Here is a 22947-nt window from a genome sequence, read left to right on the forward strand (position 1 = left end):
ACAGAACGTCGAGCCCGCGTACGGCGCCCCTGGAGAGCTCGCGGCCGAAGAGGCTCGTGGCCCTCCGTGAGGAGTGAAGCCTGTGGATAACTCCGAGGCTGTCGGTGCGGACCCCTATCGTTGAGGCAGTGGTCGAGGCAGGACGGGCCGGGCGGACCGGACGGGCGAGGCAGTACGTACGGGGGACCAGACGATGAGCGGGACGGGCGTGATCGGCGAGATGACAGAGACGACGCAGGTGAGGGAGTGGGACAGCGAGGCGCTGGCCACCCTGCACCGGGTCTTCGGGTACGAGGCGTTCCGCGGTGAGCAGGAAGCGGTCGTCGATCACGTGGTGGCCGGCGGTGACGCCGTCGTGCTCATGCCGACCGGCGGCGGAAAGTCCCTGTGCTATCAGATCCCGGCCCTGGTCAGGCCCGGCACGGGCATCGTGGTCTCGCCGCTGATCGCGCTGATGCAGGACCAGGTGGACGCGCTGCGGGCGCTCGGCGTGCGCGCCGGGTTCATGAACTCCACGCAGGACTTCGACGAGCGGCGCGTGGTGGAGGCCGAGTTCCTCGCGGGGGAGCTGGACCTGCTGTACCTGGCGCCCGAGCGGCTGCGTCTGGAGGGCACCCTGGATCTGCTCTCCCGCGGCAAGATCTCCCTCTTCGCCATCGACGAGGCGCACTGCGTCTCCCAGTGGGGCCACGACTTCCGGCCCGACTACCTCGCCCTGTCGCTGCTCGGCGAACGCTGGCCGGACGTGCCCCGGCTCGCGCTCACGGCGACGGCCACCGACGCCACCCACCGCGAGATCACCGAGCGGCTGCACATGCCGGCGGCGCGACACTTCGTGGCCAGCTTCGACCGCCCCAACATCCAGTACCGGATCGTGCCGAAGTCCGACCCCAAGAAGCAGCTGCTGGGCTTCCTGCGCGAGGAGCACCCCGGCGACGCGGGCATCGTCTACTGCCTCTCGCGCAACTCGGTGGAGAAGACCGCCGAGTTCCTTTCGCGCAACGGTGTCGAGGCGGTGCCGTACCACGCGGGCCTGGACGCGGGCACCCGCGCGGCGCACCAGTCGAGGTTCCTGCGCGAGGAGGGCCTGGTGGTCGTGGCGACCATCGCCTTCGGCATGGGCATCGACAAGCCCGACGTGCGCTTCGTCGCCCACCTGGACCTGCCCAAGTCCGTCGAGGGCTACTACCAGGAGACCGGCCGCGCGGGGCGGGACGGCCAGCCCTCCACGGCCTGGATGGCGTACGGACTCAACGACGTCATACAGCAGCGCAAGCTGATCCAGTCCGGCGAGAGCGACGAGGCGTTCCGCCGCCGGGCCCAGTCCCACCTGGACGCGATGCTCGCCCTGTGCGAGACCGCCCAGTGCCGCCGCGGGCAGCTCCTCGCCTACTTCGGACAGGACCCGGACCAGGCCGGCTGCGGCAACTGCGACACCTGCCTCACCCCGCCCGAGACCTGGGACGGCACGGTGGCGGCGCAGAAGGTGCTGTCGACGGTGGTCCGGCTGAAGCGGGAGCGCGGGCAGAAGTTCGGCGCCGGGCAGATCGTGGACATCCTGCTGGGCAAGCGCACCGCCAAGGTGATCCAGTTCGACCACGACCAGCTCTCCGTGTTCGGCATCGGCGAGGAGATGACCGAGGGCGAGTGGCGGGGCGTCGCCCGGCAGTTGCTGGCCCAGGGCCTGCTCGCGGTCGAGGGGGAGTACGGCACGCTGGTGCTGACCGAGACCAGCGGCGAGGTCCTGCGGCGGGAGCGCGAGGTGCCGCTGCGCAAGGAGCCCAAGAAGCCCGCCGGGGCAAGGACGGCGGGCGGTGGCCGGGGCGAGCGCAAGGCGAAGGCGGCCGCGGCCGAACTGCCCGCGGAGCTGGTCCCCGCCTTCGAGGCGCTGCGTGCCTGGCGTGCGGAGCAGGCCCGCGAGCAGGGCGTCCCGGCGTACGTCATCTTCCACGACGCCACCCTCCGGGAGATCGTCACCGTGTGGCCCACCTCGGTGGGACAGCTCGGGGGCATCGGCGGGGTCGGCGAGAAGAAGCTGGCGACGTACGGGGAGGGTGTGGTCGAGGTGCTGGCCGGGCTGCGGGGACCGGCCGACGGGGCCGCCGCGGCGCCGGCGTCGGCGCCCTCGGCCGGTTCGGGCGCCGGTTCCGCATCCCCCTCCGGCGCGGACGCGGACGACTGGCCCGAGCACGAGCCGGAGCCCGAGCCCGACGACTGGATATAGGGGCGCCCCACGCCTCCCAGCGGCACAGCCGCACGACTGCCCGGGGCCACGGCGGCCACGGCGGTTACGCCAGTGCCGTCAGTCCCGGGGCGAAGGTGATGAGGAGGGGAAGGAGCGGGACCAGGGCGGCTGTCGCCGTGGTGAGGGCGCGATGGCGGCGCGGCATGCGGGGCTGGGGCTCCAGGAGGCGGTCGACCCGCTCACCGAGGAGGTGGTGACTGGAGGCGCAGGACAGGACGCCGCGGTGCTGGTTCAGCTCGATCAGGGCCAGCGCTGTCGTCAGGTGGCCGCAGCGCCGGGAGGCGGTGTCGTCGGCCGAGAGCTCGACGAGGCGGTGGGTCTGGTCGCAGAAGTGGGCGAAGAGCGGGACCCGCGGGAAGCCGGTGGCCAGGGCGGTGGACAGGTGCAGCAGCCAGTCGTGGCGGGCCCGTGCGTGGCCGCGCTCGTGGGTGAGCACGGCGTCCAGCTGGTGGTCGGTGAGCCGGTGCAGGGCGCCGGTGGTGACGATCAGCTGGGACGGGCTGCCCGGCATCCACCAGGCGTCCGGGTACTCGTCCTCCAGGACCAGCAGGGGGCCGCGGGCGGCGGGGAGCCCGGCGGGCAGGTCGGGGGCGCGTTCGCGCAGGTGGGCGCGTGAGCGGGCACGGCGTCGGCGGGCCTCGACGAGTTCGCGGCCGAGCATCGCGGTCGTCCAGGCCGCACCACCCGCCAGCAGCAGGGTCAGCGCGGCCGCCCAGGCCGGGCCGGCGGAGAGGTTGTACGCCGCGGTCACCGCGGGCGGCGCAGGCGCGAAGAGCTGGGCGCGGACGGTGCCGAAGACCGCGGTGGCACCGAGGACGAGAGCCGTCAGGCAGCACAGCAGCACCGTGGCGACCAGGCACTGCCACACCCACAGCGCGACCACGGGATCCCGCTCGGGCCACGCGGAACGGGTCAGCGCACGGGGCACCGGCACCGCGGCGGTCACGGCGACGACGAACAGCAGGAGCAGGCAGACGGTCATGCCACTGGCTCCGGATCCTGGTCGAAGGATGGGCGGCTCTGGCTGTACAGGGCGGTGCGGGCGGTGCAGGCAGTACTGGGCGGTGCTGGCAGTGCTGGGCGGTGCTGGCAGTGCTGGGCGGTGCTGGCAGTGCTGGGCGGTGCCGGGGTGAAGTGTGCGTGCTGAGCTGTGTTGTGCGGGCCGGGCGGTGCCGGTCGCGGGCGCACACCGCCCGACGCCAGTATGACGGGGCCGGGCGGTGTGAGGCAGCCGTCGGCGGGCACCGGATCCGGAAATCGGGCGCACCCCGTCCGGGCGCACGGAACATCCCGGACGTACGTGCCGCCGGAGTACGTGTCGCTGGACCGTGCCGCCGGAGTACGTGTCGCTGGACCGTGTCGCCGCAGACCCGCCCCGACCCGTCACACGTCCTTGCCGACCACCCGTCCGGTGACCTCCCCGAGCCCCACCCGGACGCCGTCCGGTCCAGGGGCCCAGGCCGACAGGGTCACCACGTCGCCGTCCTCCAGGAACGCCCGCTTGCCGTCGGGGAGTTCCAGCGGTTCGCTGCCGTTCCAGGTCAGTTCGAGCAGTGACCCGCGCTCCAGCTCGGTCGGCCCGCTCACCGTGCCCGAGCCGTAGAGGTCGCCGGTGCGCAGCGAGGCGCCGTTGACCGTCAGGTGGGCCAGCTGCTGGGCGGCCGTCCAGTACATGGTGGAGAACGGCGGCTCGGAGACGACGTGACCGTTGACGGCGACGGAGATCCGCAGGTCGTAGCCACCGGGTTCGTCCCGGTCGTCGGCCGTGTCGTCCAGGTAGGGCAGCAGCGGACCGGTCCGCTCGGGCGGCGCCACCCGCGCCTCCTCCAGGGCGTCCAGCGGCGTGATCCACGCCGACACCGACGTGGCGAAGGACTTGCCGAGGAACGGGCCGAGGGGGACGTACTCCCAGGCCTGGATGTCGCGTGCGGACCAGTCGTTGAGCAGGCAGAGCCCGAAGACGTGCTCGCGGAAGTCGCCGAGGGCGACCGGAGAGCCCAGCTCGGAGGGCACTCCCACGACGAAGCCCACCTCCGCCTCGATGTCCAGGCGGACGGACGGTCCGAAGACGGGAGCGGGGTCCGCCGGGGCCTTGCGCTGGCCCGACGGCCGTACGACGTCCGTGCCCGACACGACGACCGTGCCGGAGCGGCCGTGGTAGCCGATCGGGAGGTGCTTCCAGTTGGGGGTGAGGGAGTCGGCGGCGTCGGGGCGGAAGATCTGGCCGACGTTGCGGGCGTGGTTCTCGGAGGCGTAGAAGTCGACGTAGTCGGCGACCTCGAACGGCAGGTGCAGGGTGACCGACGACAGCGGGTGGAAGAGGGGCTCCAGGACCTCGCGGTGGGAGGGGACCGTCACCCACGCCGTCAACGCGCGCCGCACGTCCGACCACGCGGTGCGCCCGGCGGCCAGCAGCGGGTTCAGGCTGGGCCGCGCGAGCAGGGACGCGTACGGCGAGCCGAGCGCGTGGGCCGCCGCGCCCGCGTCGAGGACGTGGTCGCCGAGCCGGACGCCCACCGTCCGGTCCGACCGGTCGCGCGAGCCGGGGATCGAGAACACGCCGTACGGAAGGTTGTGCGGTCCGAAGGGGTCGCCCTCGGGGACATCGAAGGGGGGCATCGGGTGCTGCCTCGCTTTCGTGCTCGCCATGTGCGCCGTGCGCGCCGTGTGCGCCACGCGGCCGGTGTGCTCCACGCGGCCGGTGTGCTCCACGTGGCGCGTGGTCGGGCCAACGTTACGGGTGACATACCGGTCTTGGGCAGTGCGGCGGGAGGTGGCGCGGCCCTGCGGCGACCGGCGGGAGAAGGCCGCGGACATCGCGCTCCGCGTCCGCTCGCGCACGGGAAGTCGTCCGCGGGCCGGGACGCAATCTTGACGCAGTGGTGCGAACGGGGCGACTCTGGGCGGGTGCCGGAAGGTCTCGGGGAGGGGGCCCTCGACGCGCACGCCAGGGGGAGCGGATGGCCATGGGGGAGGCCGGTCCGGTGTCGGTGCGGGATGGTTCGCCGCCGAGGAGACGGCTGGAAGCGACCATGCGCGAGCGACTCGGCCGGGAATGCGTGTACGTACCGTCGTGCCGTTTCGGGCTGTACGCGGCACTGCGTCACTGGTGCCCGCCCGGCGGCCGGGTGCTGATGTCACCGGTCAACGACGACGTCATCCTCTTCGTCGTCCTCGCGGCCGGGCTGCGGCCCGTGCAGGCGCCGCTCGACCCGTCGGACGCGTCCATCGACGTCGACGCCGTGCCCGAGGAGGTGTGGGGCTCGCTGTCCGCCGTACTGACGACGAACCTGTACGGCAACCCGGACCCGGCGCCCCGGCTGCGGGCCCGCTGTGACGCCCTGGGCATCCCGCTGTTCGAGGACGCGGCACACGCCATCGGCAGCGAAGTGGGCGGCCGGCCGGTCGGGGCCTGGGGCGACGCCTCCGTCTTCAGCCTGTCCAAGCACGTCGGCGCCAGGGCGGGAGGCATCCTCGCGGTCGCCGACCCGGGGCTGCGCGACGCGCTCGAGAAGAGCTGCGACGGCCTGCTGCTGCCACGCCGCGCCACGGCCGAACTGGCCTACGCCGTCCGGCCGTACGCCGAGGCCGCCGTACGAGGGCTGCGACTGCGGGGAGCCGCCTGGGCCACGATGCGGCTGCTGGGGCTGACGGAGCGCGAGGAGATCCGGATGCCGCTGCGCCCGGGGGCACTGGCACGCGCGGCCGCCTCGGCCCCCGGCCTGGACGCCCACGACCCCTGGGTCCGCGTCGACATGCACGACTACCGGCTGCGCGGCGGCCGGTTCCGGCTCGGGCGGGTCGGACGCCGACTCGACCGGCTGGACGGCGTACTGGCGGGCTGCCGGGCGGGGACCGAACTGTTGCTGTCCACACGCTGGGCGAAACCGGCGGTCCGGAAAGGCGCGGGCGGCCGGCCGGCGGACGGCGCGGGCGGGGCGCAGCCGTTGTTCCGGGTGCCGTTGCTCGTCGCGGACCGGGACGCGGCCGTACGCGCGCTGGCCCGGCGCGGCATCGTCGTCGGATACCTCTACGACCCGCCCCTGGACGACTACGCGGGCGCGGACTTCACCGACCCGTCGCCCGCCCCCGAGGGGGCGCGCTGGTTCGCGCGGCACGCGCTGCCCGTGGACCCGCTGCGGGCCCGCGCTGCCGTCGCCGCGTTGGAGGAGTCCGGGGTGCGACCGGCGCACGCACCGGAAGGGCCGGTTCCGTCCGGTGGCTGAGACCCGGGTGCACGAGGCCGCCGCGGTGCCCGCGGACCCCGGCCCGCCGCCCTCGGACGGACCCGGCGGCGGCGACTCGCTCTTCAAGAACGCCTACTTCCTCATGCTCAGCACCGGCGTCTCCGCCGTGCTCGGCCTGGGCTTCTGGCTCGTGGCCGCCCGCTACTACTCGGAGGAGGCCGTCGGGCAGGGCTCCGCGGCCATCGCCGCCATGCGGCTGCTCGCCGGCATCACGGCGACCACGATGATCGGCGCCGTCGTCCGCTTCGTGCCGCGCGCGGGGCACGCCACCGGGACGCTGGTGCGGCGGGTGTACGCGGCGAGTTCGGTGGTCGTCGCCGTCGCCGCCGTCGTCTTCCTGCTCACCCTCGACCGATGGGGTGCGTCCTACGCGCCGCTCGGCACGCTCGGGGCGGGGGCGCTGTTCGTCGCCGCGTGCGTGGCCTGGGCACTGCTCACCCTCCAGGACGGTGTGCTGACCGGGCTGCGCAGGGCGGAGTGGGTGCCCGCCGGGAACGCCGTGTTCTCGGTCGGCAAGCTGGTCCTGCTGGCCGTCCTGGCCGGCACGCTGCCGGTGCTGGGCATCTTCGTGTCCTGGGCGGTGGCCATCGCGTTCTCCACCGTGCCCCTCGGCTGGCTGGTCTTCCGCAGGCTCATCCCCCGCCAGGCCGCCGCCGACCGCGACGTGCGGCCGCCTGCGGTCCGCGAGATGGGCCGCTTCCTGGCCGGGGACTCCCTGGGCGCGCTGTTCAGCCTGGCGATGATCAACCTGCTGCCGGTGATGGTCGCGGTCCACTTCGGCGCCGCGGAGAACGGCTACTTCTACGTCGCCTACACCGTCGGCGGCACCATGGAGTTCATGGCCATCAACATGGCCTCCTCCCTCACCGCGCACGCCTCGCACGACCCGCGCCGCCTCGCCGACGGCGTCCGGGGAGCACTGCGCCGCATGACGCTGCTGCTGGTGCCGGTCGTGGCCCTCCTCGTGGCCTTCGCCCCGCAGATCCTGCTGCCGTTCGACGAGGACTACGCCGAGCACGGCTCCACCGTGCTGCGGCTGCTCGCCCTCGGAGCGCTGCCCAGGGTCGTGGTCGAGCTGTACATCGGCGTGCTGCGCGTCCAGGGACGGACCGGGGTGCTCGCCGCCGTGCAGGGCACCATGTGCGTCCTCGTGCTGGGCGGCGCGGCGATGCTGTTCACCCCGGCCGGGATCGCGGGTGCCGGCTGGGCGGTGCTGGTGAGCATGACGGTGGTCGCCGTCGGCTGCGCACCCGGCCTGCGCGCGGCGCTGCGCGGCCCGGACGACGCCGGCGGCAAGGGGCCGCGCACGGCCGGGAACCGACGCCGGGGCAGGAGGGCCCCGGCCGCCACCGGCCCCGAGTACGGCACCCGGTGGGCACGGCTGAACGCGACCGCCGGACACGACGCCGACCGGGCCGGCCGACCGGCCCACGGGCACGAAGGCACCCCCACCGGGGACGCGGCAGAAGGCGGGGCTGGCGACACCGGCAGGACCGACGCCGGTAGGACCGACACCGGTAGGACCGACACCGGTACGACCGCTTCCGGTACCACCGAGGCCGGTGTCCGCGAGCGACGGCTGAGAGGCACCCTGTGGTACCTGCTCGCCGCCGCCACCGCGGTCTTCTGGGCGGCGCTGCGCGGCCTGCCGTGGCTCGACGCCGCGTCAGGGACCCCCGGGATGTCCGGACCGCCCGGTCCGTCCGGCGGGTCGGGAAGTCCCGGGGCCGGGCTGACGGGCCGCCGCCTTCTGGCGGAGGTGCCGTGGCCCGCCCTCGTCGCGGGCGGCCTGCTGCTCCTGGTGTTCGTCGCCTCGGTGACGCTGTGCACGACACGTGACGCGTGGCTGCCCGGGGCGGCTCTCGGGTCCGTGACGCTCGCTCTGTACACCGCACCCGTGGCCCTCGGATGGCAGCCCCGTGAGGGCGGCGGCGCCGAACCGTTGCTGCGCTGGGTGCCGCAGGCCGCGCTGCTCCTGTGCCTCGCCCCGCTGGGGCTGCTGCTCCGGCGCGCGGCCGGGCGGCTGACCTGGCCCGGATGCTGGGGAGTGCTGTACGTCGCCGCGGTGGCCGCCTGGGTGTGGCGACAGGCCCTCGCGCCCGCGGCACTGCCCCTGCTCGTCGTACTCGTCGTAGCCGCCCTGCTCGCACTGCCGCTGCCGCGCCTGTCGTCCCTGTCGTCCCTGCCGGTCAACGGGAGGGGACGGGCTGGTGGAAGTAGCCGTTCCGCCCCGCCTCGCGGTAACCGTCGAGCCCCGGGCCGTCGTTGACGGTCAGGTCGCAGGCGGGCTCCTCGGACGGCGGTCGGTTCCAGTGCACCAGCGCCTTCACCGCCGGGAGCTTCTTCACGTCGGTCGGGATCCGGGTGTACCAGTCGCGCTGACGCGCGGGGTCGTCGGCGTCGGGCGCGGTGGCGAACTCCGCGAGCATCACCGGCTTGTCGTCGGAGACGTTCGCGCGCAGCCACTCGTAGCTGGGCTGCTGGCTGCGCAGGAAGTCCTTCCAGTCGGTGGTGTCGTGGCACCGGTAGTAGTTGTACTGGTCCATGGCGATCCAGTCGACGTACCGGTCCCCGGGGTAGAGCGCCTTCATCTCGGCCGCGCTGCCGAGGTATCCGGAGACGGTCCACACCCACACGACGTTGTCGGCGCCCAGTTCCCGGAACCGGTCGTGCAGATGCCGGTAGGCGGCGACGAACTCCTCCGGTGTGCCGGCGCCCTCCTTGATGCGGGCGTCGGCCTCCTGGTCGAAGGAGACGAACACCCGTTTCCCGTAGGCCCTGATGCGCCGGATCTGCGGATCGAGGACCTCCTCGTCGTACGTTCCCGAGGCGATGTTCTTCCAGCCGAGCTGGGTCTCGGTCCAGTCCTCGTGGTGCGGCTCGGTCCAGACCGTGGACTCCCAGGCCAGCATGAGCAGTCTGTCCCGGCCCAGTTCCTGCTCGTCGGGGGTGAGCAGTCGGCCGTCCAGCTCGGTGCCGGACATGTCGTGGTAGTTGTAGACGAGGTCGAGCTTGCGGCCGATCCGCTTCTCGAAGCCGAGCACGGCGTCCTTGAGCGACCCGTTCCCGGCGTACGGCACGTACGCGCCCCACCAGGCACCGCACGCGGGGACGAGCGTGTCGTCGGGCGCGCACGGGCCGGAGGGCGGCTCGCCGGAGGCCGCGTTGTCGGGCAGGGCGTCCCCGGACGCGTCCGGCTCCTCCGAGCGGGACGCCCACAGGCCGAGACCGGCGAGCAGAGCGGCCAGCGCCACCAGTACGACGGCCGTACGGGCACGTTTCGCCGCACCCCGCTCCGCCACCCCGCAGGACGGGGGCGGCCCGTGCTCCCGGTGCCGGCCCCTCATGTGCCGCCGCCGGTGACGCGGCCGCGGTCGGTGCGTTCGGCGCGTTCGACGCCGCCCCGACGCGCGGCGGGCAGCGGCAGCCCCGGCAGCGCCGCGGCGACCGTGGTGAACACGGCCAGCGAGACGAGGAAGGCGGTCGCCGAGAAGGCCTCCACCAGGAACAGCGAGGTGGCGGCGAGCACGCCGAGGGAGAGGCTGACGGGCGCGGCGAGGGCGACGGCCTCCAGTCCGGCACCGGCGGCCGGTCCGCGCCGCTGCGGGTACAGCGCCGCGCAGCCCGGGCCGAACAGGGTGAAGAGCAGGACCGGTATCCAGCGCAGCGGTGCCGGGCCGGGCACGGCGGTGGCGGCCAGCGCCAGCCAGCCGGAGACCGCGACGAGGACTCTGAGATGTGCCGGGGCGAGCCCGGCGCCTCGGACCGCTGCGCCGTGCCGGGTGTCCTGGGAGTCTGTGGTGTTCATGGACTGACCTGACTGCCCTTCGTCTCCTGGGGTCGCCGGCGTCACCGTGCCGCCGGGCGGTACTCGAGGACGACTCCGTAGGGGTGCGCCTCGACGGTCCGGAAGAGCGGCGAGGCGGACAGTTCGGTGCGGAGCCTGTCGAAACCGCCGGCCGGCAGCAGGCCCTCTCCGGCGGTGTAGACGTCCTGGGTGCGGGTGAGGATCACGTACGCCGTCGCCCCCGGCGGGACCCCGGCGGCGAGGTAACCGGCCGGGTCGGCCAGCATCCGCTCGTTCTCGGGGAGTTCCTGCTCGGCGAAATACCAGTGTTCGAGGCTGTCGTAGCGGTGCAGGGCCTCGGGGAACGAGCCGGTGGTGGCGAGGATCAGCGCGCCCACGGGGGCGCGGTCGAGGGTCCGGGTGACCAGGGCGGTCTCCGCGGGCGGCGTGTAGTACATCTTCTCCTTGCCGTAGTACGACGGCAGGAAGCCGGCCGACAGCACCAGCAGGACCGCCGGCAGGGCGACGGCGGCGGCCCTGTGCCGCGGCGTCTTCGCGGGCTTCGCCCCGCCGTGCCGGGAGGCGACGCCCGCGAAGGCCGGGACCAGCGCGGCGGCGGCGAAGAAGGCTCCCCCGGGCAGGGCGAACAGGTAGACGCGGAAGAGCATCTCGCCGCCGTAGTCGTTGACGACGAACAGCGGCACCGGGGCGACCGAGACCAGCAGCAGTGGCAGCGCGCTGCGGGTCAGCCGCCGCCGCAGCACGACGGCGGCTCCCGCGAGGACGGTGATCGCCAGCACCATCGCCACGTTGGCCCGCCCCGCGAGTTCGGGTCCGGGACCGGTGAGCTGACCGGCGTAGCCGGCGCGGGAGTTCTGGGTCAGTTCGCCGAGGGAGTCCTTGAGGGTGGAGAGCGTCTCGACGAACAGCGGCCGCCCCATGGTCAGGTCCCAGGCCAGCGTCAGCAGCGCGGCGACGGCCAGCAGCCCGACGTTGCGGTAGCGGCGGGTGAGGCAGAGGGCGAGCAGGCAGACGCAGAGCATCACCGGCGTGAGCTGGTGCGTGGCGTTCACGGCGGCGATCAGCGGGGCGAGGATCACCACGCCGACCGCGCGCTGCCGGCTCCCGGTCGGGGGCGGGACACCGGCCGCCGCCGGGTCGAGGAACGTCCGGTCGCGCAGACGTCCGGCGGAGCCCGGGCGCACGAAGTGCCGCAGCACCACGGCGAGGACCGTCAGGTGCAGCAGGTAGGCGAGGCCCTGCGGGGCGAAGTAGTCCTGGCCGACCCAGTTGGCGAGCTGGAAGATCCAGACGGCGGTCCACACCAGGCGCCAGTCCCGGCAGAAGGTGCGGTAGATCAGCACCAGCACCGGCATCATGAGCAGGCCGAGGACGATCGGCGCCCAGTTGGCGTACGCGGCGGCGCCCTCCACACCGAAGGCGCGGACCAGTCCGCCGTTGAACGCGAAGAACCCCGGCCACTGGTCGTACGCCGACATGTTGCCCGACAGCGCCGCCTCCGGGCGGAGTTCGCCGTGGGCCAGCAGCGTGTCGACGACGGCGTCGTGCTTGGAGGCCCACGGGTAGCGCACCGCGTCGTAGAGCACCGCCGGCGGCGCCTTGAGGGCGAACAGCATCGCCGCACAGTGCGCGGCCGGCCACCAGGGGGCACGGGCCGCGCGCCGCAGGCCGAGGACGAAGCCCGCGGTGAGGACCAGCAGCGAGAGGTAGTACGTCACGGGCAGGCGGTCCAGCAGACCGTAGTCGCCCATCTCCCGGAAGCCGATGCGGGGCAGCGCGTACAGCCAGAGCCCGGCGGCCAGGAGCAGGGGCAGCAGGCCGAGGGTGGCGGGGCGGCGGTGGGCGGTCCGCCAGAAACCGGGCCCACCGCCGGTGGACCGCCCGGGGCCGGGAGCGGGGGGCGGCGGCGTGCTGCTCTCGGCGGTCGGTACAGGCACATGTTGCTGCACGCTGAGGCTCCCCTCCCCTGGGGACAACTATAGGAATTCAGTCTGCTTTTCACGCCCGAATCGTCCGGTTCGGCCCCCGTGGCTCACCCGGCGAAGACCGGGCCCCGGAGGGCGGCGCGGGCCCGCCGGTACCACCGCCAGCCGACCGTCCTCGGGCCGTCGCGGTAGGGGGCGGTCCGGGCACCGCTCCCCGCCAGCCAGCCCTCGACGTCGGTGACCGTGTGGCCGCGTCGCACGATGAGCCGGGCGATGCGGTACCGATCGTCGCGGTCCGAACTGAGCGCGTGCCGCACGGCGGTCGCCGTCTCGTACCCGGCGCGGGCCGAGGCCGCCCGCACCTGCGCGCTGTTGTAGCCGTGCGGGTAGGCGAGGTGGCGGACCGGATGGCCGAGCGCGTCCTCCAGAACCGCCTTGGAGGTGCGCAGTTCGTACGCCAGGGCCTCCGCGGACAGGGTGTCGAGCTGGGCGTGGGTGACGGTGTGGCTGCCGATCTCCACGCCGCGACGCTCCAGCCCGGCCGCCGCGTCCAGCGACATCATCGGGGCGGGCGGAAGCAGACTGCGGCCACCCGGGACGACGGCCCCGGTGGTGAGGTAGGCGGTGGCGGGCAGGGCGCGCTCGGCCAGCGCCTCGGCCGTGGGGCCGGGCAGGTCGGCGAAGCCGTCGTCGAAGGTGAGCAGCACCGGCCGGGGCGGCAGGGACGCCCGCCCGGCCAGGTGGTCGGCGAACACGCCGATCGTGACCGGCGTCATCCCGCTGTCGACGACCGCGTCGAGGTGCGCGGCGAACTCCTTCGGGGCGACGCTGAACTCGGCGATCCACGAGGGCGGATCGTCCATCACGGCGTGGTAGAGCAGCACGGGCACGGGCACGGGCCTGCGCGGTCCGCGAGACCCGCGGGGGTGGCCGGGCCCGTCGGGTCCGTCGGGTTTGTCGGGGCTGCGAGGTCCACCGGGCCCATCAGCTCCGCCCCGCCCGTTCCCGTCTCGTGCCCCGGTCCCGCTCATCGCGTCCCTCGCCGGACCGTGCGCAGGGTGCGGCGGGCGCGCAGGTAGCCGACGGGTCCGTAGAGCATGCCCCGGCGCTGCAACCGCGACAGGCGACGCGGCCAGGGGTGGGTCCGCTCGTCGTGGGCGCCCGGCGCTGCGCCGCCCCCGGTCTCCCGTGCGGCGGTGAGGGCACGCGCGTACGCCAGTCCGCCGGGCAGCCGGAGGAGGAGGGCCGGCAGCATGGCGGGCCGGTTCACGAGGAGGGCGGTGAGGTACGCGGTGAGGCCCGCGCCGTAGCCGAACGCCTGTGTCTCCAGGTCCCGCCAGGTCTCCCGGTGGTGGTGCCAGACCAGTGCCGACGGCGTGTACCGCAGCCGGTGCCCCTGGGCGAGGACGCGGACGAACCCGTAGAGGTCGTCGCCGCCCCGTGCCTGCGTGCCCGCGCCGGTCGCCGGGTCGAAGCCGCCGACCGCCCGCAGCACCGCCGTACGGAAGGCCATGTTGGCGCCGGAGCCGAACCGGCCCGCGGTGAACGGGAACAGCGGCTCGTCGGCGGGGGGCCGGCGCGGATCGTACGTCCGCGGGGTGAACCCCTTCGCGAAGCCGCCGTGGCTCTCCAGCAGCACCTGGGCGGGGGTGCGCAGCCGTGCGGGCAGGATCAGCCCGGTGGCGCACCCCAGGCGCGGGTCGGTGGCGAAGGGCGCCGTCAGTTCGCTCAGCCAGTGCGGGTCGGCGACCACGTCGTCGTCGGTGAAGGCGACCACGTCGCCCCGCACCGCCGCCAGGCCCCGGTTGTGCGCGACGGCGAGGCCGGGCACCGGCTCGCACACGTACCGGACCCGTTCGCCGTACTTCCGCGTCACCAGTTCCCGGGTCTCCCCGGTGCGGGGCGCGTTGTCGACGACGACGACGTCGACGTCCGGGTGGTCCTGCGCGAGCAGTGAGTCCAGGGCGCGGGCGAGCAGCTCCGGGCGCTCCCGGGTGGCGACCACGACACTGACCGACGGTGGCTCGGGCACCGGCTCGGACGATGACGCGGGCACCGGATCGGGCACCGGCGCGCGTGACGGCACCTCCCCGGGCGACCGCTCGGGCGGCGCTCCGGCAGGACCTCCGCCGGGCAGCCCCCGGGCGAGCCCGGTCAGGACCCGTGTCGGGTCCGCGCCCTCGGGTACCTGGCCGACCAGGGTGCCGACGGGCCGACCCGCCCGCCTGACCAGCACGAACACCGTCCCGGACGTGACCGGGGGACTCCCCGGACCGGGTCTGAGCAGCGCGCCGCCGGACCCGCCGTCACCCCCGCCGCCGAGGTCCAGCTCGGCGATCTGCACCGGCCCGGTGCCGAGGAACTCCGCCGTCTCCCGCCGCGTCCCGCGTCGCGCACGCCCCGCACCTGCCATGCGCCCACCCCCTAGTGGTTGCCCCCGTCACGACCGGCGCAGCCGGGCCGCGCCCCTCAACGTCCGTACCGCCAGCGACGCCAGCCGGGGACGGTCGCGCACGAAGCCGTGCGCGCGCCGGGCCGGTTCGCGGCCGAGCCAGTGCAGGGCGGCGCCCGCCCCCACGCGCGTCGCCGCCCCCTCGTACACGGGCAGCTCGCCGGTCTTCAGCGAGTCCTTGTACTCCGCCGCGCCCCGCCCCATGTCGAGCAGACCGACCCCCTCGGCGGCCGCGGCCTCGGCCATGCGCAGATGCAGCACCAGCCCCGGCGAGTACCTCGCGAAGTCCGGGTCGTACGCCGGGAACCAGCAGGCCAGGACCGTCGCCGAACGCAGCCCGAAGTGGGCGGCGACCGGGCGTGAGCCCGCCCAGAGCACGGACAGCGTGCCGGTGCACTCCGGCGCCCGGGTCCCGGCGAGCCGCGCGACGAGACGGGTGATCCACTCCTGCGCGAACCGGTCCCGGCGGCCCGTCCTGCGGTACTGCGCGGACTTCCACCCCATGAGCGTGCGCAGCGCGGCCGGATCCCGCTCGTCGAACACGAAGCGGACGTCGCCGACCTGGCGGCCGAGCCTGCGTTCCTTGGCGAGGGTGGTCTTGAGGAACTTCGGCGACCGGGCGCGCAGGACCTCCTCGTACGCCGCGTAGCCCCGTGCCACGTCGATGACGTACGTGGCGTGCTCGTCGGCCGCGGCCGGCACGAACAGCCCCTGGCCCGCCTCCAGGTTGTCGAAGGCGAAACTCGACAGGGAGCAGGCGCGCAGCAGTTCGCGGGGGTCGGGGGCCAGCCCCCGGCGCAGCACCGCGCCCTGGCAGTCCGACACCCCGAGCCCGATCGCCCGGCCCTGGCCCAGCGGCCCGCGTTCGTGCGGCAGGAAACCGGCCGCCTCACCGGCGTCGTACACCACGGCCACCCGCGCCCGCGGCCGGACCCGGCCCACGACGTCGGTGAACTCCGGTTCCATGAAGGGGTTGCGCGGAGCCTTCGACCCGGCGCGCAGGTCGCGCCAGCGCTGCCGCTCCCCCTCGTCCAGCTCCTGCGGCCTGAGCACGCGCACACGTCCGCTGTTCAACCCGACCCCCCGATCAAGTCCCCCCTGAACAACAGGAAGGTACCCCGGGGCCGCCCGGAGGGGTAGGTAGCGTGCCATGTTGTTGCCAACCGGTGCACAGGCCTTCAACCGAGGCTTAGCCGATGATGTGTCAGGTTTCGGACATGATCAGGAGACATGATCGGGCGTCCTCGTGCATCATCGTGCGGCTTCGAACGCACTCGCTACGTCCTCGTTCGGAAGCGATCGCCGGTGAGTCGGACGGGTGCGGTGTCCGTATTCTCTGATCATGGACCGCACCGCATATTCACTCGTCGCCACCGACCTGGACGGCACGCTGCTGCGCCGCGACGACACCGTCTCCGACCGGTCGCTGGCCGCGCTGGCGCGGGTGGCCGGGGCCGGTGCGCGGCACCTGGTGGTGACGGGGCGCCCGGCCCCGCGGGTGCGGTCCCTGCTCGACCGCCTCGGCTGCACGGGCCTCGCGGTGTGCGGACAGGGCGCGCAGGTGTACGACGCGGGCGCGCACCGGATGCGCTGGTCGGTCACCCTGGACCGGGAGCTGGCCGAGACCGCGCTCGGCAAGATCGAGGCCGAGGTGGGCCAGGTGTACGCCGCGGTCGACCAGGACGGGGTCGACGGGCTCACCCTCATCGAGCCGGGGTACCTGATGCCCCACCCGACGCTGCCCGCGGTGCGCGTCGAGCGGCGTGCCGAGCTGTGGGCCACCCCGATCAGCAAGGTGCTGCTGCGCCACCCCGAACTGACCGACGACGAGCTGACGGAGACGGCCCGCGCGGTGGTCGGTTCCCTCGCGACGGTCACCATGTCGGGGCCGGGCACGGTGGAGCTGCAGCCGTGCGGCATCACCAAGGCGACCGGCCTGGCGCTGGCCGCCGAGCACCTCGGCGTCGAGCGGCGGCGGACCATCGCCTTCGGGGACATGCCCAACGACATCCCCATGTTCGACTGGGCGGCCCACGGCGTCGCCATGGCCGGTGCCCACCCGGAACTCAAGGCGGTCGCCGACGAGGTCACCACGACGAACGAGGACGACGGCGTGGCCGTCGTCCTCGAGCGGATCTTCGGTACCTCTTAGTACGTTCCGGTGCCTCGCGGGGCTCAGTACGCGCTGAAGACGTTGTCCATCGAGCCGTAGCGGTCGGCCGCGTAGTTGCAGGCCGCGGTGATGTTGGCGACCGGGTCGTACGGGTCCCAGGAGGTGCCCTCGACGTGGTACGCCTGGAAGGTCGGGTCGATCACCTGGAGCAGGCCCTTGGACGGGGTGCCGTTGACGGCGTTGATGTCCCAGTTGTTGATGGCGAGCGGGTTGCCGGAGGACTCCCGCATGATGTTGCGGTGGATGCCGTCGTAGCTCCCGGGGATGCCGTGCTGCGCCATGATGTCGAGCGACTCGCGGATCCAGCCGTCGAGGTTGTCCGGGTACGCCGTCGCCGCCGTGGTGGCGGTCGTGGCGGCGGCCGGGGTGGCCGCGGAGGCGGTGCTGGCGCCGATGAGCGGCAGCGCGAGCACCGCGGCACCGGTGCCGGCCACGGCGAGCCTGCGCACGAGGCGGCCGGTGCGGGCGTGACGGTTGTGAAGGTTGGCAGACATGCTGTGTCCCTCTCCTTACGCCTGCGAGGTGAGCTGTCGGGTTCGGGCGGGGAGGTGCCCGGCCGTGCCCTGACGGGTACGGCTTCACCCCGAGCCGCTCCGGTGGTGACCGGTGCGGCGACTTACCTGGGTCCCCCGCTCCTGCCGGCGAGTGTGTTGGCGGATGACTGTGCGTCCGGGCGGTGGCAGGATTCGGCGTCCGCCCGACAGGCCGGGAACGTATGCGAGAGCACATGTCCGGAACAAGTGCAGGAATCACCCAACATGCCTGTTGACCTTGGTCTGGGGGGTTTGTGGCTCTTGATCCTTTGCGGTTGCCAACCCCCAACTGGCTTGCGGGGCAAAGGGAGGGCACAGGTGGCGACGGGGTTGCCTGCCGGCGGCCCGGCGTGAGCCAACTCACTGGCCTCAACAAGCGCGGCAAAACGGGCATTAACCTCAACAGGGCGCCAATCGGCCACGGGTGGGGACGGCTTCGGGTGTCGAGCGCCCGGGGGAGGGAAACGAGGGGTGGGGGAGCGCGCGCCGCGCCTGTCGAGCGGGCGCGCGTGCCGATCGGGTGACGTTCTCGAAGCGCGGGCCGTTGGGAGGGGTGATGGGATCTTCGGTGGTGGGGGTCTTCGGTGGTGAGGATCTTCGGCGGCGGGGATCCCCGGTGGCGTGGATCTTCGAGGGCGGTTTCCGCTCCGCTCGTACTCCGGGGCGCGTCCCCTCCGGCTCCTCGGGCGAGGTCCGTCAAAATCTGCTCATATCACCTGATCAAAAACATACCGTTCATGATCCGATACCGACCGGCCTGTAACCGTGGGCGCTAGCGGTGATCGAAACGTGACCGGATACGCTGACTTGAGTGGTGGCAGCGACCTATCGACAACCGGGTAATCGCCAGTAGACACCAGCAGACAGGAGACCCCTCGTGACCGTCGTCGGGCCGTTCGGGCTGAGCGTGCGGGACCAGGCTCTGGAAGCCGATGTCCAGGCCGGATTGGTTGCTGTCGAGGAAGGGTTGCTTGAGGCAACCAAAAGCGAGGTGCCGTTCATCACGGGAGCCGCCCAGCACCTGGTGCGGGCCGGCGGGAAGCGGTTCCGGCCGCTGCTGGTGATGCTCTCCTCCCAGTTCGGCGACCCCTACGCCCCCGGCATCGTGCCTTCCGCCGTGGTCGTGGAGCTGACCCACCTGGCCACGCTCTACCACGACGACGTGATGGACGAGGCCGCCGTGCGGCGCGGGGTGCCCAGCGCGAACACCCGCTGGGACAACTCGGTCGCGGTCCTCACCGGCGACTTCCTGTTCGCGCGCGCCTCGCAGATCCTCGCCGACCTCGGCCCCGAGGCGGTCCGGGTCCAGGCCCTCGCGTTCGAGCGGCTGGTCACCGGCCAGATCCTGGAGACGGCGGGACCGCAGGACGGCCGGGACCCGGTCGACCACTACCTGGACGTGCTGGGCGGCAAGACCGGCTCCCTGGTGGCGGTCTCCTGCCGGTTCGGCGCGATGATGTCCGGCGCCGACGAGACGGTCGTGGACGTCCTGACCCAGTACGGCGAGCGGCTCGGCGTCGCCTTCCAGCTCGCGGACGACGTCCTGGACATCGCCTCCGACTCCGACGAGTCCGGCAAGACGCCCGGCACGGACCTGCGCGAGGGCATCCCCACGCTGCCGGTGCTGCGGCTGCGCGAGCGGGCGGCCCGGCTGGGGCTCGCCGAGGACATCGCGCTGTGCGAGCTGCTCGACTCCGATCTGAGCGACGACGCGCGGCACGGCGAGGCGCTGCGCCTGCTGCGCGCCCACCCCGCCCTCGAACAGGCGCGGAGGGACACCGTCCGGTACGCCGAGGAGGCCCGGGCGGCGCTCGCCCCGCTGCGCGAGTGCGACGCGAAGGTCGCGCTGCTGGAGCTGTGCGACGCGGTGGTGCACCGGGCGGGCTGACCGCTCCCCTCGCGGGTGCGTGCCGCGCCGTCCGCCCGGTCCACTCGTGACGCCCGTCACGAGTGCGACCGTTCGTCGCCGGGCGGCGTACTCCGCCCCTACGGGCTGGGGGAGCCGTCGCTCCTCCGTGTCATCCCGCAGGAGTAGGCGGAGTTGAGCCCGCGGTCTGACGATTCCGCTCCGGTGATTTGGTCAGATGGACACCACGGAAAACACCAATCCTCACCGATTCGGGTGAGAATGGCGGCTCACGGGTGAACGAGTGCGAGGTCGCGAGACAGCCGCCGCCGACGACGGAGGTAGGGCACACATGGCACCGATCGATTCCGACGACAACACGACCGCCGGTGAGGGCGAGGAGCTGCGGGCCGGACGGCGCAGGGCCGCGCGGTACGTCGTCCCGGTGGCGGTGATGGGAGTGGCGGCCGCGACGATCGGGCTCGTGCCCGCGCTCGCCGACTCCGGGGACCCCGACCTGCCGAAGATCACGGCGGAGCAGCTCGTCCAGAAGATCGCCGAGTCGGACACCCAGCAGATGTCCGGCACGGTGCGGATCAGCACGGACCTGGGGCTGCCGGACCTCGGCGGGCTGGAGAGCGGCCTGCTGTCCGGCATGTCCGCGGGGCCCGGCTCCGGCGGCGACGGCGAGGGCTCCGCCGCCGACCCGTCGGCCAAGCTCACCGAGCTGGTGTCCGGCAGCCACACCCTGCGCGTCGCGGCCGACGGCCCCGACCGGCAGAAGGTGTCCCTGCTGGAGGACGCCGCCGAGTACAGCCTGATCCACAACGGCAAGGACGTCTGGGGCTACGACAGCAAGTCCAACGAGGTCTACCACTCCACCGGCCCGGGCTCCGCCGAGCGGCCGGAGAAGGACGTGCCGGCCACTCCGAAGGACTTCGCCGACCAGGCCCTCAAGGCGATCGACGACACCACGTCCGTGACCGTCGGCGGCACCGCTCAGGTGGCCGGCCGGGACGCGTACCGACTGGTCGTCGAGCCCAGGCAGGACGGTTCCACGGTCGGCGCCATCACCGTGGCCGTGGACGCCGAGACCGGGACGCCGCTGAAGTTCACGCTGACCCCCGCGAGCGGCGGAGCCGCCGTCGTGGACGCGGGCTTCACCAAGGTCAGCTTCGCCAAGCCGGACGCGTCGACGTTCGACTTCACCCCGCCCGAGGGAGCGAAGGTCACCGAGGGCGACGAGGGCGACGAGGGCGCCAAGACCCCGGACCACGGCCGCGAGGCCGAGGACCTGGGCGGCCTCGCCGGTGACCTGGGCGGCCTCGACGTGATCGGCGAGGGCTGGAACTCCGTCGCCGCCTTCGACACCGGCGCCCGGGGCGGCCTGCCCACGGCCTCCGCCGGAGGCGACCTCGGCGACCTCGGCGGCTTCCTCGGCTCCTTCGGCGACCAGGTCAAGGGCGACTTCGGCTCCGGCACCGTCTTCAAGACCCGCCTGGTCAACGCCCTGATCACGGACGACGGCAAGGTCTACGCCGGTGCGGTCACCAAGGACGCGCTGGTGAAGGCGGCCGACGCCGCGCAGTAGGAGGTACGGCGCAGCCCAGCCGTACGGCGAAGCGGCCGTGGAAGGCGCAGAGGCCGAAGCGGCCCAAGAGGACGAGAAGAGAGGGAGCCGATGGCCGGACCGTCCGTCACGGAGCCGGAGCGCCCGGACCGGGGGAGCGCGGCGGACGCCGTCATCGCCACCCGCGCGCTCACCAAGCGCTACCGCGGCGGACAACTCGCCGTCGACGGTCTCGACCTGACCGTCCCGGCGGGCAGCGTCTTCGGCTTCCTCGGCCCCAACGGCTCCGGCAAGACCACCACCATCCGCATGCTGATGGGCCTGATCGAACCCACCTCGGGCAGCGCCCGGGTGCTCGGCCGGCCCATGCCGCGCGCGGCCCGCACCGTACTGCCCCGGGTCGGCGCCCTCATCGAGGGCCCGGCCCTGTACGGCTTCCTCTCCGGCCGCGACAACCTGCTGCGCTACGACGCCGCCGACCCCACCGCCGACCCGCGCACCCGGCGCGAGCGCGTCGCCGCCGCGCTGGACCGGGTGGGTCTCGCGGCGGCCGGCGGCAAGAAGGCGAAGGCGTACTCGCTCGGCATGAAGCAGCGCCTCGGCCTCGCCGCGGCGCTGCTCCAGCCGCGCCGCCTGCTCGTCCTGGACGAGCCGACCAACGGACTCGACCCCCAGGGCATGCGCGAGATCCGCACCCTCGTCCGTGAACTGGCCTCCGACGGCACCACCGTCTTCCTCTCCTCCCACCTCCTGGACGAGATCGAGCAGGTCTGCACCCACGCCGCCGTGATGGCACAGGGCCGCCTGATCACCCAGGGCGCGGTGGCCGACCTGGCGGCCGGTGCGCGCGGCCGGCTGGCGGTGACCACGCCGGACGCGGGCGACGCGGCCCGGGTGCTGAAGGAGCAGGGGGCCGCGGACGTGGTCGTCGACGGGGACCGGGTGACGGCGGAACCACCGGAGCGCGACCTGGCCGAGGTGAACGCGGCGCTGGTCGCGGCCCGCGTCAGGGTCCGGGGCTTCGTTCTGGAACGCGCCTCGCTGGAGGACGCGTTCGTGGCGCTGACCGGGGAGGGTTTCGATGTCGCGGGCTGAAGCACCGGGGGAGCCGATGCCGAAGGCCGCGGCGACGAGCGGGACGCCGGGCCCCGGGCCGGAAGCGGTGCGGACTCCGGGTCCGCTGTGGTCCCTCGGGCTGCTCCGCAGCGAGCTGGTGACCACCTTCCGGCGCTGGCGCACCCTCGCCCTGCTGGCCGTGCTCGCCGCCGTGCCGGTCCTGGTGGGCATCGCCGTGCGGATCGAGACGAGCGACGGGTCCTCGCCGGGCGGCGGGGGCGGCGGTCAGGGACCGGCGTTCATCTCGCAGGTCAGCAACAACGGCCTGTTCCTGGTCTTCACCGCGCTCGCCGCGACCCTTCCGTTCTTCCTGCCGATGGCCATCGGCGTCGTCGCGGGCGACGCGATCGCGGGCGAGGCGAGTGCGGGCACGCTCCGCTACCTGCTGGTCGCCCCGGCCGGGCGGTCCCGGCTGCTGCTCACCAAGTACGCGACGGTGATCGCCTTCTGCCTCGCGGCCACCCTGGTGGTCGCGGTCTCGGCGCTCGCGGTCGGCGCGCTGCTGTTCCCGGTCGGCGACCTGATCACCATCTCCGGCACCCGGATCAGCTACACCGAGGGCCTGGGCCGGGCGCTGCTGATCGCCCTGGTCGTGGCCGCCTCACTCGTCGGCGTCGCGGCCCTCGGCCTGTTCGTCTCCACCCTGACCGGCAGCGGCATCGCGGCGATGGCGACCACGGTGGGGCTGCTGATCACCGTCCAGATCCTCGACCAGATCCCGCAGCTCGACGCCCTCCAGCCGTACTTCTTCTCCCACTACTGGCTGTCCTTCGCCGACGTGATGCGCGAGCCGGTCTACTGGGACGACCTGGTGAGGAACCTCGGTCTCCAGGCCCTCTACGCGGCGGTCTTCGGCTCGGCGGCCTGGGCCCGGTTCACGGCGAAGGACATCACCTCGTAGTCGAGGCACGCCACCCTCGTGGAGGCGTACGGCGGGGGGCGTCGAGACCTCGCTGCCGATGTCCGCGCCGACCCACCGATACGGGCGTGACCTCCTGGAACGAGCCTGTGACACCCCGGTGACGTGAGAAT

The 22947-nt window shown here is 73.5% G+C and carries 17 protein-coding genes and 1 riboswitch; of the genes, 8 read left to right on the forward strand and 9 right to left on the reverse strand.

All coding sequences use genetic code 11. From position 1 onward, the window contains the following. The first annotated feature begins 193 nt into the window (after positions 1-193). The gene (gene recQ, locus BJ961_RS03010; RefSeq protein WP_271319768.1) at positions 194-2224 is read left to right on the forward strand and encodes a DNA helicase RecQ; all 2031 of its coding nucleotides are present in this window, start codon (positions 194-196) and stop codon (positions 2222-2224) included. Positions 2225-2288: 64 nt separating this feature from the next. On the opposite strand, the gene BJ961_RS03015 is transcribed toward recQ, so the two are convergent. Further along, a complete protein-coding gene (locus BJ961_RS03015; RefSeq protein ID WP_271319769.1) occupies positions 2289-3227 on the reverse strand; it encodes a M56 family metallopeptidase in 939 nt (312 codons plus the stop codon). Between the two features lie 401 nt (positions 3228-3628). After that, on the reverse strand, positions 3629-4864 hold the full coding sequence (fahA, locus tag BJ961_RS03020; protein WP_271319770.1) for a fumarylacetoacetase: 1236 nt from the start codon (positions 4862-4864) through the stop codon (positions 3629-3631). 341 nt (positions 4865-5205) lie between these two features. Here fahA and BJ961_RS03025 point away from each other — a divergent pair, with 341 nt between their 5' ends. Both BJ961_RS03025 and BJ961_RS03030 read left to right on the forward strand, forming a co-directional pair. After that, a complete protein-coding gene (locus BJ961_RS03025; RefSeq protein ID WP_271319771.1) occupies positions 5206-6471 on the forward strand; it encodes a DegT/DnrJ/EryC1/StrS family aminotransferase in 1266 nt (421 codons plus the stop codon). Beyond that, positions 6464-8761, forward strand: coding sequence for a lipopolysaccharide biosynthesis protein (locus BJ961_RS03030; protein WP_381158073.1), 2298 nt, complete (start codon positions 6464-6466; stop codon positions 8759-8761). The genes BJ961_RS03025 and BJ961_RS03030 overlap by 8 nt, the downstream gene beginning before the upstream one ends. Here the strand turns inward: BJ961_RS03030 and BJ961_RS03035 are convergent. From BJ961_RS03035 to BJ961_RS03060, 6 genes are all read right to left on the reverse strand, one after another. Further along, on the reverse strand, positions 8682-9839 hold the full coding sequence (locus BJ961_RS03035) for a glycoside hydrolase family 26 protein (protein ID WP_271319772.1): 1158 nt from the start codon (positions 9837-9839) through the stop codon (positions 8682-8684). The genes BJ961_RS03030 and BJ961_RS03035 overlap by 80 nt on opposite strands. Beyond that, on the reverse strand, positions 9836-10300 hold the full coding sequence (locus BJ961_RS03040) for a hypothetical protein (protein WP_271319773.1): 465 nt from the start codon (positions 10298-10300) through the stop codon (positions 9836-9838). The genes BJ961_RS03035 and BJ961_RS03040 overlap by 4 nt, the downstream gene beginning before the upstream one ends. Before the next feature lie 41 nt (positions 10301-10341). After that, positions 10342-12249, reverse strand: a complete 1908-nt coding sequence (locus BJ961_RS03045) for a hypothetical protein (RefSeq protein WP_271319774.1) — start codon at positions 12247-12249, stop codon at positions 10342-10344. Between the two features lie 83 nt (positions 12250-12332). Continuing rightward, on the reverse strand, positions 12333-13088 hold the full coding sequence (locus BJ961_RS03050) for a polysaccharide deacetylase family protein (protein ID WP_271416949.1): 756 nt from the start codon (positions 13086-13088) through the stop codon (positions 12333-12335). 164 nt (positions 13089-13252) lie between these two features. Then, positions 13253-14638 carry a glycosyltransferase gene (locus BJ961_RS03055; protein WP_271319775.1) on the reverse strand — a complete coding sequence of 462 codons (1386 nt, stop codon included), beginning with the start codon at positions 14636-14638 and terminating at the stop codon, positions 13253-13255. Positions 14639-14665: 27 nt separating this feature from the next. Beyond that, positions 14666-15730: a GNAT family N-acetyltransferase gene (locus tag BJ961_RS03060; RefSeq protein ID WP_271319776.1), complete on the reverse strand. Its 1065-nt coding sequence runs from the start codon at positions 15728-15730 to the stop codon at positions 14666-14668. A 289-nt stretch (positions 15731-16019) separates the two neighbouring features. Between BJ961_RS03060 and BJ961_RS03065 the strand changes: the two genes are divergently transcribed. After that, positions 16020-16829 (forward strand): HAD family hydrolase, encoded by an 810-nt coding sequence (locus tag BJ961_RS03065; RefSeq protein ID WP_271319777.1) that lies wholly within the window; start codon positions 16020-16022, stop codon positions 16827-16829. 23 nt (positions 16830-16852) lie between these two features. Here BJ961_RS03065 and BJ961_RS03070 read toward each other — a convergent pair whose 3' ends face one another. Continuing rightward, positions 16853-17344: a transglycosylase SLT domain-containing protein gene (locus BJ961_RS03070; RefSeq protein ID WP_271319778.1), complete on the reverse strand. Its 492-nt coding sequence runs from the start codon at positions 17342-17344 to the stop codon at positions 16853-16855. A gap of 4 nt (positions 17345-17348) precedes the next feature. Further along, a riboswitch (cyclic di-AMP (ydaO/yuaA leader) is annotated at positions 17349-17516 on the reverse strand. A gap of 744 nt (positions 17517-18260) precedes the next feature. On the opposite strand from BJ961_RS03070, the gene BJ961_RS03075 reads away from it, so the two are divergent. From BJ961_RS03075 to BJ961_RS03090, 4 genes are all read left to right on the forward strand, one after another. After that, positions 18261-19271 (forward strand): polyprenyl synthetase family protein, encoded by a 1011-nt coding sequence (locus tag BJ961_RS03075; protein WP_271319779.1) that lies wholly within the window; start codon positions 18261-18263, stop codon positions 19269-19271. Between the two features lie 310 nt (positions 19272-19581). After that, a complete protein-coding gene (locus BJ961_RS03080) occupies positions 19582-20820 on the forward strand; it encodes a LolA family protein (RefSeq protein WP_271319780.1) in 1239 nt (412 codons plus the stop codon). A 90-nt stretch (positions 20821-20910) separates the two neighbouring features. Further along, the gene (locus BJ961_RS03085; protein ID WP_271319781.1) at positions 20911-21894 is read left to right on the forward strand and encodes an ABC transporter ATP-binding protein; all 984 of its coding nucleotides are present in this window, start codon (positions 20911-20913) and stop codon (positions 21892-21894) included. Continuing rightward, positions 21881-22816 carry an ABC transporter permease gene (locus tag BJ961_RS03090; RefSeq protein WP_381158063.1) on the forward strand — a complete coding sequence of 312 codons (936 nt, stop codon included), beginning with the start codon at positions 21881-21883 and terminating at the stop codon, positions 22814-22816. Before BJ961_RS03085 ends, BJ961_RS03090 begins: the two co-directional genes overlap by 14 nt. Positions 22817-22947 lie beyond the last annotated feature (131 nt).

This window comes from Streptomyces lienomycini (assembly GCF_027947595.1).
Taxonomy (GTDB): Bacteria; Actinomycetota; Actinomycetes; order Streptomycetales; family Streptomycetaceae; genus Streptomyces; species Streptomyces lienomycini.